Origin of the sequence: Thauera aminoaromatica, from assembly GCF_000021765.1 — a bacterium.
Classification (GTDB): Bacteria; Pseudomonadota; Gammaproteobacteria; order Burkholderiales; family Rhodocyclaceae; genus Thauera; species Thauera aminoaromatica.
Genome location: NC_011662.2, coordinates 1,788,722 through 1,801,872 on the forward strand (window position 1 = coordinate 1,788,722; position 13,151 = coordinate 1,801,872).

At 69.0% G+C, this 13,151-nt stretch carries 8 protein-coding genes, 1 tRNA gene and 1 pseudogene; 7 read left to right on the top strand and 3 right to left on the bottom strand.

Translation table 11 applies throughout. The annotated features are described in order from the left end of the window. Positions 1 to 35 precede the first annotated feature (35 nt). From prsK to TMZ1T_RS07915, 6 genes and pseudogenes are all read left to right on the top strand, one after another. The gene (gene prsK / locus TMZ1T_RS07895) at positions 36 to 2,105 is read left to right on the top strand and encodes an XrtA/PEP-CTERM system histidine kinase PrsK (protein WP_012585095.1); all 2,070 of its coding nucleotides are present in this window, start codon (positions 36 to 38) and stop codon (positions 2,103 to 2,105) included. Between the two features lie 3 nt (positions 2,106 to 2,108). Then, the gene (gene prsR / locus TMZ1T_RS07900; RefSeq protein WP_004313767.1) at positions 2,109 to 3,482 is read left to right on the top strand and encodes a PEP-CTERM-box response regulator transcription factor; all 1,374 of its coding nucleotides are present in this window, start codon (positions 2,109 to 2,111) and stop codon (positions 3,480 to 3,482) included. 113 nt (positions 3,483 to 3,595) lie between these two features. Then, positions 3,596 to 5,164, top strand: a pseudogene (gene prsT / locus TMZ1T_RS21540) (XrtA/PEP-CTERM system TPR-repeat protein PrsT); the annotation flags it as partial. 125 nt (positions 5,165 to 5,289) lie between these two features. Next, positions 5,290 to 6,282, top strand: a complete 993-nt coding sequence (locus tag TMZ1T_RS21545; protein ID WP_261789185.1) for a tetratricopeptide repeat protein — start codon at positions 5,290 to 5,292, stop codon at positions 6,280 to 6,282. A 51-nt stretch (positions 6,283 to 6,333) separates the two neighbouring features. Next, the gene (locus tag TMZ1T_RS07910; protein ID WP_012585096.1) at positions 6,334 to 7,299 is read left to right on the top strand and encodes a lytic transglycosylase domain-containing protein; all 966 of its coding nucleotides are present in this window, start codon (positions 6,334 to 6,336) and stop codon (positions 7,297 to 7,299) included. Next, positions 7,296 to 8,093, top strand: a complete 798-nt coding sequence (locus tag TMZ1T_RS07915; RefSeq protein ID WP_004313772.1) for a S1 family peptidase — start codon at positions 7,296 to 7,298, stop codon at positions 8,091 to 8,093. Before TMZ1T_RS07910 ends, TMZ1T_RS07915 begins: the two co-directional genes overlap by 4 nt. A gap of 25 nt (positions 8,094 to 8,118) precedes the next feature. On the opposite strand, the gene TMZ1T_RS07920 is transcribed toward TMZ1T_RS07915, so the two are convergent. From TMZ1T_RS07920 to TMZ1T_RS07930, 3 genes are all read right to left on the bottom strand, one after another. Further along, positions 8,119 to 8,778: an HAD family hydrolase gene (locus tag TMZ1T_RS07920; RefSeq protein ID WP_012585097.1), complete on the bottom strand. Its 660-nt coding sequence runs from the start codon at positions 8,776 to 8,778 to the stop codon at positions 8,119 to 8,121. A 99-nt stretch (positions 8,779 to 8,877) separates the two neighbouring features. After that, positions 8,878 to 8,952, bottom strand: a tRNA-Arg gene (locus tag TMZ1T_RS07925). 18 nt (positions 8,953 to 8,970) lie between these two features. Next, the gene (locus tag TMZ1T_RS07930; RefSeq protein ID WP_012585098.1) at positions 8,971 to 11,010 is read right to left on the bottom strand and encodes a site-specific recombinase; all 2,040 of its coding nucleotides are present in this window, start codon (positions 11,008 to 11,010) and stop codon (positions 8,971 to 8,973) included. 181 nt (positions 11,011 to 11,191) lie between these two features. Between TMZ1T_RS07930 and TMZ1T_RS07935 the strand changes: the two genes are divergently transcribed. After that, entirely contained in the window at positions 11,192 to 13,126 is a 1,935-nt protein-coding gene (locus tag TMZ1T_RS07935) for an ATP-binding cassette domain-containing protein (protein WP_012585099.1), read from the top strand. Positions 13,127 to 13,151 lie beyond the last annotated feature (25 nt).

The window sequence follows — 13,151 nt, forward strand, 5'->3', positions numbered from 1 at the left end:
GCAGTTCGCACGAATGCGTGACAGGGGAGAGGGGCGTGCTTGAGGTTGCGATCTGGAGTTATGGGGTTGCGGCCGTAGCCTTCCTCATCTTCGCGCTGTACATCTTCCTCGCGTGGCGGGGCGCGCTGCCGGGTGGGGCCTTGTTCGCGGCCGTGGCGATTTCCGGTCTGTGGGCGGGTCTTTCGGCGCTCGAGGCCAGGGGCGCTTGGCCGTTTTCCGGTGCCCTCGCCGTCGCGCTCGATCTGCTCAGGGGCGCGGCCTGGTACGTGTTCCTGATCGTGCTGTCCCGCCCGTTGTGGGGGCGGTGGATGCGCTGGCCGGCGTATGTGGCGCTCGCGGTGGTGGTGGCGCAGGTGCTCGCGCTCGCGCTCGAGTCGGCGGGCGTCACCGGAGGGTTGCCGATCGCGCCGGCGATCGGTGCCTGGCTGATGCACGCGATCGTCGGCCTGATGCTTGTGGAACAGCTCTACCGGGGCATGCCCGCCGTCTCGCGCTGGGGTTTGAAGCCGCTTTGCCTCGCGCTGGCGGCGGGCTACATCTTCGAACTGTACCTCTTCGCCGATGCCCTCCTGTTCTCGCGCATCGATGCGGATGTCTGGGCAGCGCGCGGCATCGCGCACGCCCTGCTCATCCCGCTGATCGCAATCGCGGGGACGCGCAGTCCCTCATGGACCCTGCGGATGTCCGTATCGCGCGAGATCGTCTTCCATTCGACCGCGCTCGCCGGCGCCGGCCTCTATTTGCTCGTGATCGCCGCTGCGGCCTATTACGTGCGCTTCTTCGGCGGCGATTGGGGGCGCGCACTGCAGATGGCATTGCTCTTCGCCGGCCTGGTGGTCCTCGGCGCGCTGCTGTTTTCGGGCGCCGTGCGCGCGCGCCTGCGGGTCTTCATCAGCAAGCACCTCTTTCCGTACCGCTACGATTACCGGAGCGAGTGGTTGCGCTTCACCCAGGCCCTGTCGACCGTCGACCGCAGTCTCGATCTGGGTCAATCGGTCATCAAGGCGCTGTCGGATCTTGTCGAGAGCCCTGGAGGGTCGCTCTGGCTGGCCGATGCCTACGGCAAGTGCCGGCCGCATTCGCGCTTCAACCAGCCCCCGATCGACGTGGTCGAGGCGCTCGATTCGCCGCTGTGCGGGTTCCTTGCCCGCAGCGGCTGGGTGATCAACCTCGAGGAGTATCGCGTGCAGCCCGGACGCTACCAGGGTCTGGTGCTGCCGGACTGGCTGTCACGGCTCGACGAGGCATGGCTGGTGATCCCGCTGCAGACCGCCGAGCGCCTGATCGGCTTCGTCGTACTGGGTTCGCCGCGGACCCCCTTCGACATCGACTGGGAAGTCCTCGATCTCCTCAAGACGGCGCAGCGTCAGGCCGCAGGCTATCTGGACCGTATGCTCGCGGCCGAGGCCTTGCTGGAGGCACGCAAGTTCGACTCCTTCAACCGCATGTCGGCCTTCGTGGTCCATGACCTGAAGAACCTCGTCGCCCAGTTGTCGCTGATGCTCAAGAACGCCCAGCGCCACCGCGACAACCCCGAGTTCCAGCAAGACATGCTGGATACGGTGGCGAACGTCGAGGCGCGCATGCGCGGGCTGATGACGCAGTTGCAGGAGAAGCGCTCGATCGACCCGCCGCGCGCGGTGGATCTCCCCGCGCTGCTGCGCGCGGTGTGCGAGTCCAAGCGTGGCCAGTCGCCCGTGATCGAGCTCGTGTGCGCAGCCGCGGGGCCGGTGGAGGTCAGTGCGCACCCGCAGCGGCTGGAGAGAATCATCGGTCATGTCGTGCAAAATGCACTGGATGCCACGGCACAGGATGGTAAGGTGGTTCTCAGTCTCGCTGCCGGGAAGGACGGGCGGGCGAACGTGGTCGTCGAGGACGACGGCTGTGGGATGAGTCCTGAATTCGTCCGCGAACGGCTGTCCCGTCCCTTCCAGACCACCAAGTCGAGCGGGATGGGGATCGGGGTCTACGAGACCCGGCAGTACCTCGAGGAGATCGGTGGCGCGCTGCACTACGACAGCGAAGTCGGGCGCGGCACCCGCGTCAGTATCGAACTCCCCCGCATCCGGCGCGAGGACGGGCAATCTACCGCGATGGGCATATAGAACGTGAATTCGACGCAAGACAAGCAGCGTACTCTCCTGATCGTCGAGGACGACCTCGCGCTGCAAAAGCAGATGCGATGGGCGTTCGACGCCAGCGAGACCGTGGTCGCGAGCGACCGCGAGAGCGCGATCGCGCAGCTGCGCAAACACGAACCTGCGGTGGTGACCATGGACCTCGGCCTGCCGCCGGCGCCCGACGACGTCAGCGAGGGCTTCAAGCTCCTGCGCGAGATCCTCACGCTCGCGCCCGATACCAAGGTCATCGTGCTCACGGGCCAGCATGACCGCGAGAACGCGATCAAGGCGGTGGGCCTGGGCGCCTACGACTTCTTCGCCAAGCCCTTCGAGCCCGAGCTGCTCAATCTCACCATCGAGCGCGCCTTCCGCATGCACGACCTGCAGAGGGAGAACGCCCGCCTCGCCGCGCTCGAGGGCAGCCCGCTCTCCGGACTGCTCACCCGCGATCCCGGGATGCTCAAGGTCTGCCGCACGATCGAGAAGCTCGCCTCGGCCTCCGCCACGGTCGCGCTGCTCGGCGAGAGCGGTACCGGCAAGGAGATCCTCGCGCGCGGCCTGCACATGCGCTCCGCCCGCGCCCGCGAGCGCTTCGTGGCGATCAACTGCGCCGCCATTCCCGATGCCTTGCTCGAGAGCGAGCTGTTCGGCTATGAGAAGGGCGCCTTCACCGGCGCAGTGAAACAGACCCTCGGCAAGATCGAGACGGCCAACGGGGGTACCCTCTTCCTCGACGAGATCGGCGACCTGCCGCTCGCGCTGCAGGCCAAGCTGCTGCGTTTCCTGCAGGAGCGCTCGATCGAGCGCATCGGCGGGCGCGAGGAGATCCCGGTCGACGTCCGCATCGTGTGTGCCACCCATCGCAACCTCAAGGCGCAGATCCAGGCCGGGGTCTTCCGCGAGGACCTGTACTATCGGCTTGCCGAGATCGTCATCGAAATCCCGCCCCTGCGCGAGCGCGACGGCGACGCGACCTATCTCGCGCATGCCTTCGCACAGCGCTTCGCCAAGGAGAACGGCCGGCGCACGCCCATCTTCACGGACGACGCCCTCTCGGCGATCGAGGCGCACCGCTGGCCGGGCAACGTGCGCGAGCTGGAAAACTGCATCAAGCGTGCGGTGATCATGGCCGATGGCGAATGTATCGCAGCCGAAGACCTCGGCCTCGCGGCGGGGGACGAAGACCTTTCGATCTTCAACCTGCGCCAGGTCCGGGAGGATGCCGAGCGTGCCGCCGTGCTCAAGGTCATCGCCCGCACCAACGGCAACATCGCCCGCGCCGCCGAGATCCTCGGTGTCAGCCGCCCCTCCCTGTACGATCTATTGAGCCGCTTCGGACTCAAGAAGGAGAATGCTTCGTGAGCGAAAACCGCACCGTCCGTCACCACCCGCGCTGGTCCCGGCCCATTCGGGGCATCGCCGTCGCCGCGTTCTCGGCGCTCGTTCTTGTCGGTTGTGGCGAGACGCCCGAGCAGATGCTCGCCTCGGCGAAGTCCTTTCTGGAGAAGCAGGACTTCGACGCGGCCGGCATCCAGCTCAAGAATGCCCTGCAGGAAAACGCCAATCTCGCCGAGGCGCGTTTTCTCCTCGGGCGGGTCAACCTGCGTCAGGGCAACGTCGCTGGCGCGGTCAAGGAGCTCGAGCGGGCGCTCGAACTCGGCTACCCGCGCGACGCGGTCGCCGCCGAACTTGCGCCGGCGCTGGTGCGGGCGGGCGAGTTCGACCGGCTTCTCGCGGAGTTCGGCGATCCTCGGGTGACCGCGCCCGCGACGATCGCCATCGTCCAGGCTGCGCTGGGCGATGCGCATCTGGCGCGGCGGGAGATCGACAAGGCGCAGGCGGCCTATCTCCAGGCGCTCGGGGCGAACGCCGACGAGCACGGGGCGCGGATCGGATTCGCACGCACCGCGGCGATCAAGGGTGATCTGAAGGCAGCGGAAGAGGCCGTACGGGAGGTCATCGCACGCGCGCCGCAGGTCGCCGATGCGCATGCGCTGCTCGGCGACCTGCTCGTTGCCCGCGGCGATCTGTCGCAGGGGCTCGCCGCCTTGCGCGAGGCCGTGCGTCTGCAACCGGGGACGGTGGCCAACCATTACGCGCTCGTCACCCTTCTGCTTCGCCAGAACGCCATCGCCGAGGCCGATGCCGCCCTCGACGCGATGAAGTCGGCGGTGGGCAGGCACCCCTTCACGCGTTACCTCCTAGCGCTGCGGGATTACCGCGAGAATCGCCTCGTGGAAGCCCGCGACGCGCTCATGCAGGTGCTCAAGGAGTCGCCCGGGCTGCTCGTCGCCGAACTGCTCGCAGGCGTCGTGCATTTGCGGCTGAACGATCACGAGATCGCGCGTGCCCATCTCGACCGGGTTCTCCAGGCCGCGCCGGGAAATCTCGTCGCTCGCCAGGCGTTGGTGGCCTCGCACCTCGCCACCGGCGAGTCGAAGCGTGCGCTCGAGCTCGTCCAGCCCGCGCTCCAGGTTCCGCAGCCGAGTGCCCGCCTGCTCGGCCTGGCAGGGCAGGTGTACATCGCCAATGGGGATTTCGAGCGTGCCGAGGACTATTTCGAACGGGCGGCGAAGGCAGCACCGGCGGACGTGCGTGCGCGAACGCGCCTTGGGGTCGCGCGCATGGCCGTCGGCGACGCGGATGCCGGCTTCACCGAACTCGAGGAAGCCTCCCGGATGGATGAGGGCGGCATCCAGGCCGATCTAGCCCTCGTCGTCGGGCATCTGCGCAGGGGCGACGCGAAAAAGGCGCTCGCCGCACAGGCCGAACTCGAGCGCAAGCAGCCGGACAATGCGCTCGTGCACAATCTTCGTGGCGGGCTGATGCTGGCCACGCGCAACATTCCTGCTGCGCGTGCAGCGTTCGAGAAGGCACTCGCGAAGCAGCCCACCTATCTCTCCGCCGCGGTCAGCCTGGCGCGGCTCGATCTGGCCGAGCGCCGTCCCGAGATGGCCATCGGGCGCATCAAGGCGGTGGTCGATCGCGACCCCAGGAGTGTCGAGGCCTTGCTGACCTTCGCCGAGATGCAGCGTCTCACCGGCGCCGCGCCGATCGAGGTGCTCGGAACGCTGGAGCGTGCCGAGGCCGTCTCGCCCGGGGCCCGGTCGTCGGTCTGGCAACCATCCAGCACCATCTCTCCGAAGGGCAGCCTGCGGAAGCACTGCGGGTGGCGCAGAAGCTCGCGACCGCGCATCCGAACGATCCGCGCGCGATCGAGGCGCTCGCGCGCGCGCAGTTCGCCGCGGGGGACAGCCAGCAAGCGATTTCCGCGCTCAATCGGCTGGTCGGGCTATTGCCCGAGTCGCCGCTTCCGCTCGTTGCGCTGGCGGACATGCATCGTGCACTGATGGACGGACAGGCGGCGGAGCAGGCCTTGCGCAAGGCCTTGGGGATCGCCCCCGACTCCATGGACGTCCGCCAGCGCCTGATCGCCCTGGCGCTGCAGCGCAAGGACCCGCAGGGTGCGTTGCGTCTTGCCCGCGAGGCCCAGTCGCGGCAGCCCGAGCTTCCTGCAGGCTACCTGCTCGAGGGCGACGTGCATGCGGTGGGCAGCCAGTGGCCCGATGCCGCGGAGGCTTATCGCAAGGCGCTCGAGCGCAAGGGTGGAGGCACGGCTGCGGTACGCCTGCATTCGGCCCTTCTCCGCGCAGACCGCAGGGCCGATGCGAATCGCATGTCCGAGGGGTGGCTGAAGGCGAATCCGACGGATCTCGTGCTGCGTGGCCATCTTGGCGAACTGGCCCTGAGCGAGAAACGGTATGCGGATGCGGCCAGGATCTTTGCGCGCATGGCCGAGATGGCGCCGCAGAACCCGATCATCCTGAACAATCTGGCCTGGGCCGCCAACGAAGCGAAGGACCCGAAGGCGCTGGAGTATGCCGAGCAGGCTCTGCGCCTCGCCCCGGACAACCCGGCGATCATCGATACCGTGGGCACCATCCAGGTCGCCAGCGGGGCGGTCGATGCCGGCCTGGCCAACCTGCGGCGCGCGGTGTCGATCGGTCCCGACTTGCTGCCGCTGCAGCTGAACCTCGTGAAGGCGCTCGCCAAGGCCGGACGCAAGGACGAGGCGCGCAGCCAGCTCGATGCGCTGATGCCGCGCCTGCAGGAGGGGACCCCGATGCATCAGGAGGCGCGTGCGCTGCAAGCGTCGCTCTGATCCCCCGATCCCAGGGGTGGCGATCCAGCGTGGCGTGTGCGATAAAGAGTCATGGACAAGACAAGTTGCCCGGTCCCGGTCGGCAGGATTGCGCGGCCACGCCTCCGGCGCCTTCCACGGCTGCTGGGGTTGGCGGTCGCGCTGGCCTCGACCGTTTGCGCCGCGGCCGGTGAGGGCGCGTTCGAGCGTGCGCTCGCCGAGCAGGCCCGCTATCTCGCCACCGAGGCGCTGGCCTACGAACACGGCGAGGGCGTGCCGCGCGACCAGTCGTATGCGGCCTTGCTCTACTGCGAGTCCGCGCGCCTCGGCGACAGCGAGGGCATGTACGCGCTTGGCTGGATGTACGCCAACGGCCGTGGCGTCGAGCGCAACGACGCCTACGCCGGCACGCTCTTCGCGATGGCGGCCGCGAAAGGCGATGAACATGCGCAGCGCATGTTGCGGTACACCGGCGAATACACCGGTGACGTACCGGACTGCCTGCACACGCCTTCGACCCAGATCGTGCAGCGCTGGCCGGTCGAGGCGCTGATCGCGCGCCTGCCGCCGGTGCGTCAGGCGGTTGCGCGCATGCTCGCCGAGCTGGCCCCCAAGTACGGCGTGCGCCCCGAGTTCGCCCTCGCGATCGGGCTGACCGAGTCGGCCCTGAACCCCGACGCGCTCTCGCCCAAGAACGCGATGGGCGTCATGCAGCTCATCCCCGCCACGGCCGAGCGCTTCAATGTCGGCAAGCCCTACGATCCCGAGCAGAACATCCGTGGCGGCCTCGCCTACCTGCGCTGGCTGCTGGCCTATTTCGAGGGCGACATCGCGCTCGCCGCAGCGGCCTACAACGCCGGAGAGGGTGCGGTGGACCGCTATCGGGGGGTGCCGCCGTATCGCGAGACGCGTGCCTACGTGGAGCGCATCCTGCGTCACGTCGGTCAGGATCGCCATCCCTACGACAGCCGCGTGGTCCCCCCCAGCCCGATGTTGCGCAAGCTCCGCCTCGCTCTGGAAGAGGAACACGAGTCATGAATCCCCGCCCGGAGACGCGTGCGCGGCGTCGGCTGCTGGCCTGCGCGCTCGCCCTTCCCGCCGCGCTCGCCCTGGCCCCGATCGCACGTGCCGAGCTGGCGTCCACGCTGGCGCGCGTCAAGCCCTCGGTCGTCGCCGTCGGTACCTATCAGCGTACACGCAGCCCGGCCTTCCAGTTCCGTGGTACCGGCTTTGCGGTCGGCGACGGCATGCTGGTCGCCACCAACGCCCATGTCCTGCCTGACGAGATCGACGGCGCGAAGATGGAGGCGCTCGTCATCGTGCTTCCGGGCGACGACCTCACCGGAGCGGTGCGACCGGTGAAGGTGGTGGCCACGGAGCGCGCGCAGGATCTCGCCTTGCTCCGGCTCGAAGGCGGGCCGCCGCTGCCTGCGCTTCGTCTCGCCGGCGGGGGCGGCGTGGTCGAGGGCCAGGAGGTCGCCTTCACCGGCTTCCCGATCGGTGCCGTGCTCGGCATGACCCCGGTGACGCACCGCGGCATCGTCTCGGCGATCACGCCGATCGCGATTCCTCAGGCCAATTCTCGCGATCTCAACCCGGCGCTCATCCGGCGTCTCGCCACCGATCCGTTCCGCGTCTACCAGCTCGACGCCACCGCCTATCCGGGCAACAGTGGCAGCCCGCTCTACGATCCCGCCAGTGGCGAGGTGATCGGCGTGCTCAACATGGTGTTCGTGAAGTCGACCAAGGAAAAGGTGCTCGCCGATCCGTCGGGCATCAGCTACGCCATCCCCGTCGAGTACCTGCAGCGCCTGATCGCCGGCCGGAACTAGGCGCGCACGAGCATGCCCGCAAGCGTCAGGCGTCGCCCAGAATCGCGTCGACGAGCGCCGCCGGGCTGGTCACCGCGCGCCAGTGCGGCGCCATCTCGCCCGCTTCGAGGCTGCCATAGCCCCAGGTCGCGGCGATGAAGGCCAGCTGGTTGGCGTCGGCCGATTCGCCGTCCTCGCTGCGGTCGCCCACATAGACCGCATCGCCACGGGCGATGCCGCGATCCTGCAGCAGGCGCGCGATCATCGAGGCCTTGTCGGGCAGGCGTGGCTCGAACAGGTCGAGCGCATACACCGCGGCGAAATACCCGCTCCAGCCCAGGTGCTCGAGGATCAGTCGTGTCGGCAGCAGGCGCTTGTTGGTCGCGATCGAGAGCGTGCAGCCGGCCGCGCCGAGGCGGCGCAGCATAGCGTCGACGCCGGCGTAGGCCGCGGTCTGGCGGTAGCCGCGGCTGTCGTAGCTCGCCTTGAAGCCGGCTGCGAGCGCGTCGATCACCCCGATGTCGGTGGTCCCGGCGAGCATGCGCAGGGTCTCGAGCAGCGGCGGGCCGACGATGCCCGCGTCGATCGCGATCACCGGCTGGTGACCCGTGCTGGCGAAGGCGTCGCGGTAGCTCGCGAGGATGGCGGGGGCGGAGTCGATCAGGGTGCCGTCGAGGTCGAACAGCACCTGGGAGTAGCGGGGCATCGGGCTCGTGCGATCGGGAAGCACGCCTCCGGTCCCCGAATCGAGCGCCTGCCGAGCAAGCCGCGACCAACCGTTTAAAACACCGAAAACGCGAATGAGTGGTCCCGTCACCAGGAATCGAACCTGGATCTGGCGCTTAGGAGGCGCCCGTTCTATCCATTGAACTATGACGAGGACTCGGGGACGCGCATTCTAGCCGTTCGGCGGCGTCGGACCAAGCGCGCTTTGATCCACGCCTTGGTCTGTGCGCGGCGGGAACAGGAAGGCATGGGGCGTGCGCAGCAGGCGGCGCAGCAGCAGGCCGCCGAGCGAGCGGCTCTGCGCGAAGGTGATGCGGCGTGCGCGCATCGCCACGCTCAGCGTCAGCGCGAAGCTCACCGTCAGGTTGGTGAGGCCGATCAGCAGCACGCCGGCGAAGGCGATCGCCGCGGTCGTCAGCGGGATCGAGAAGTCGAGCGCCGCCGCGGCGTAGCCGAGGTAGGCCGACGAGAAGGCGATGTGGCGGATGTCGATCGGCAGGCCGAACAGTACTCCCAGGCCGGTGGCGCCGCCGAGCAGGAAACCGAAGAAGAAGTTGCCGACGAGGGCACCGATGTTCTGCTCGACGTAGTCCGCGAGCTTGCGCAGGCGGCGCTCGCCGAGCAGGCGGCGCAGGCCGCGCAGCTGGGTGAGCCGCTGCGGGATGCGGTTGTAGGCCGAGAGGTTGTCGTAATAGGCGGCGATCAGCCCCGACATGAACAGGCACACGCCCGCGATCGCGGCGAAGAACAGCGCGCCGCCGAGTGGATGGATCTCGGCCAGCAATGAGTGCGCCTTCTCCGGGCTGATGAAATGGCTGCCGGTGGCGAAGTGGATCAGCACGCCCACGCCGATCGCCACCGGGATCGCCACCCCGATGTTGCCGAGGATGGCACCGATCTGGCTGCGGATCGTGCGCACGATCAGGTCGGCGAGCGCCTCCAGGTCGCGCGTCTTGCCCCTGGCCTCGCCGATCGAGGCGGCGATCGCGTTTGCGGTCATCGCCGGCTGCTTGGTGGCGACCGTGCCGCCTAGCATGTGGATCAGCGCGAAGCCCAGTCCGTAGTTGAGGCAGAAGGACAGCAGCTCGTTGAGCGGGGCCATGCCCTGGCTGCCGAGCACGACCTTGTTGCCAGCCATGAAGGCGATGATCAGCCCGCCGAGCGCGGCCGATGCGAACAGCCCGAAATACTCGCTGCGCGAACTGGTGATGTAGTGCTCGCCGGTGCGGCTCGCGCTCTCGGTCATGCGCAGCGACAGCAGCTCGACGTTCTGGCCCCAGTAGTCGGAGAGGATGTTCTTGCGGCACTCGGCGCGCACCAGGGTCTTGAACAAGCGCACGATGCGGGGCGCGGCGTCCTCGACCACGCGCCGGATGCGCAGCTCGCCGAGCAGCGCGATGAGCTCGTGGATGCGCTCCAGGTGCTGGCGCAGGCGCTCGAGCTTGAAGGTCAGCGTCAGGCTGGTGCCCACCCGCATCGCGCGCTTGCGCACCCGCTGCAGCACCTCGTCGCACTGGTGCAGCATCACGGTGAGGTGCTTGTCGTCGGCGATCAGGGCGCCCGGGGTGGTCCACCACGCCTTGTAGTGGCCGATGTAGGCGAGCAGCTCGGCGTTCTGCGCGAGGAAGGGGGATTCGTGCTCCTCGAGGTGGGGATCGATGCGCACCAGCTCGCGGTCGAGCCCGATCGCCGAGACGTGGAAGGAGAGCACGCGCAGCGACTCGAGGATCTCGCCCACCGCGCTCGGCAGCGGGCTGGCGTCTTCCTCGAACATCGGGGTCTGGTGTCCGACCAGCAGGCGGAGGAAGTCCTGCCAGGCCTCGTCCGCGATGGCGCGCACCCAGACTTCGTCATCCACGCGGTGGAAGACCGCGGAGAGGAGGTCCTTGAGGTGGGTGGTGTCGAGCAGCTCGGGCAGCATGCGGCTGCCGAACCTGCGCGAGGTCTCGGAGAAGAACCCGGTCGAGGGCAGGAGGCCGGAGGAGACGTACATCGTCACCTGCTTGCGCTCGGCGAAGAGCTCCAGCACCGCCGTGCGCAGGTTCGCCAGCAGATCGGGCCGGCGCGCGAGCAGGTTGCCGAGTTCGCGCAGGTTCCCGGTGGCCTGGTCGGTGTCGGTCGGGCGCGCGGGGCGCAGCTTGTCGACCAGTGCGGACCACAGCCGGACCGGATCCTGGTCCGGCTGGCCGAAGCGTTCGAGCAGTTTTTCCATTCGTTTCCCGTGTTCCGTATCCGCCTCGCGGCCGCGCCAGGCGCGACCGTCGCGCGCTGAACCGGGTCGCCGCGCGGCGGTTTTGTGCACTGCATTATGCGGGATTCCGCCGGAGCCGCCAGCGCGGGGCTAGAATCGCCACCCCGATCCGACCCGCGGCCCGCGCGCCGTGCCCGCCAAGATGCCGCTCCTCGCCGTAGATAACGCCTGCCTCGCCTTCGGTCACGTCGACCTGCTCGATCACGTGAGCTTCCAGCTCGACGCCGGGGAGCGCGTGGCGCTCATCGGGCGCAACGGCTCGGGCAAGTCCAGCCTCCTGCGCGCGCTCGCCGGCCAGGCAGCGCTCGATGATGGCACAGTGTGGCGGCAGGCTGAAATGGTCGCGGCATACGTGCCGCAGGAGCCGGATTTCGAGCTCGGGCGCGACGTCTTCGAGACCATCGCCGACGGCCTGGGCGCCGCCGCCCGCCTGCTCGTCGACTACCATGCTGCCATGCTGGAGGTCGCCGAGCACGCCAGCCCCGAGGCCATGGCCCGGCTGGACGCCCTGCAGCATGCGGTCGAGGCCGCGGGCGGCTGGCGGCTCAACCAGCGCGTCGAGCAGGTGGTCGCCCGACTCGGACTCGACCCGGCGGCAAAGGTTTCCAGCCTCTCCGGCGGCGGCGTCAAGCGTGTGGCGCTGGCGCGCGCGCTGGTCGCCGAGCCCGACCTGCTGCTGCTCGACGAACCCACCAACCACCTCGACCTCGACGGCATCCTGTGGCTCGAAGGGCTGATCCGCGACTTCCGCGGTGCCGTCATCGTCATCACCCACGACCGCGTCTTCCTCGACAACGTCGCCACCCGCATCATCGAGCTCGACCGCGGCCGGCTGGCGAGCTACCCGGGGCGCTTCTCCGACTACCAGCGCCGCAAGGCGGAAGAGCTCGAAGCCGAGGAGAAGGCCGCCGCGCGCTTCGACAAGTTCCTCGCCCAGGAGGAGGTGTGGATCCGCAAGGGCGTGGAGGCCCGGCGCACCCGCAACGAAGGCCGCGTGCGTCGGCTCGAGGCCCTGCGCAACGCGCGCGCCGCGCGTCGCGACCGCCTCGGCGACGTCAGCCTGGCGGTCGACACCGGCGACAAGAGCGGCCAGATGGTCGCGGAGCTCACCGACGTCTCCAAGCGCTACGGCGACAAGGTGGTGGTGCGCGATTTCTCCACCCGCATCCTGCGCGGCGATCGCATCGGCTTCATCGGCCCCAACGGCGCCGGCAAGACCACGCTGTTGAAGCTCATCCTCGGCGAGGTCGAGCCCGACGCGGGCACGGTGCGCCGCGGCACCCGGCAGACGGTGGCCTATTTCGACCAGCTGCGCGCCCAGCTCGACCCCGAGCTGCCGCTCACCGAGGTCATCAGCCCGGGCTCGGATTTCGTCGAGATCGGCGGCGAGAAGAAGCACGTCATCGGCTACCTCGGCGACTTCCTGTTCGCGCCGCAGCGCGCGCGCTCACCGGTCAAGTCGCTCTCCGGCGGCGAGCGCAACCGCCTGCTGCTGGCGCGTCTGTTCGCCCGCCCGGCCAACGTGCTGGTGCTCGACGAGCCCACCAACGACCTCGACATCGAGACCCTCGACCTGCTGGAGGAGCTGCTTGCCGGCTACGACGGCACGCTCTTCCTCGTCAGCCACGACCGCGCCTTCCTCGACAACGTGGTCACCCAGGTGATCGCCGCCGAGGGCGACGGGCGTTGGAGCGAATACGCCGGCGGCTACGGCGACTGGCAGCGCGTTCAGGCACGGCGTGCCGAGGAGGCTGCCGCGCGCGAGGCGACGGCGCGCGAGAGCGTCAGGCGCAGCGCTCCGCCCGCGGACAAGGCGCGCGCCGCCGAGCCCAAGGCCGCGAACCGCCCGACCAAGCTGTCCTTCAACGAAAAGCGCGAGCTCGAGGCCTTGCCCGAGCGCATCGCCGCGCTCGAGGACGAGCAGACCGCGTTGCACGCGCGCATGGCCGACCCGGCGCTGTACCAGAACGCCCCGCAGGAGGTCGCGCAGATCAAGGCGCGGATGGAGGCGCTGGACGGCGAGATCGAGACCGCGATGCTGCGCTGGGAAGAGCTCGAGTCGCGCGCGGCAGGTTGAGCGCCAGGCGGGCCGCGGCGCGGAT

What these genes read in the sequence shown, in the direction of transcription:
- TMZ1T_RS07930 (WP_012585098.1), bottom strand. Translation starts at nt 11,010, where the DNA reads ATGGAAAAACTGCTCGAACGCTTCGGCCAGCCGGACCAGGATCCGGTC.
- TMZ1T_RS07910 (WP_012585096.1), top strand. Translation starts at nt 6,334, where the DNA reads ATGGACAAGACAAGTTGCCCGGTCCCGGTCGGCAGGATTGCGCGGCCA.
- TMZ1T_RS07920 (WP_012585097.1), bottom strand. Translation starts at nt 8,778, where the DNA reads ATGCCCCGCTACTCCCAGGTGCTGTTCGACCTCGACGGCACCCTGATC.
- TMZ1T_RS07935 (WP_012585099.1), top strand. Translation starts at nt 11,192, where the DNA reads ATGCCGCTCCTCGCCGTAGATAACGCCTGCCTCGCCTTCGGTCACGTC.
- TMZ1T_RS07915 (WP_004313772.1), top strand. Translation starts at nt 7,296, where the DNA reads ATGAATCCCCGCCCGGAGACGCGTGCGCGGCGTCGGCTGCTGGCCTGC.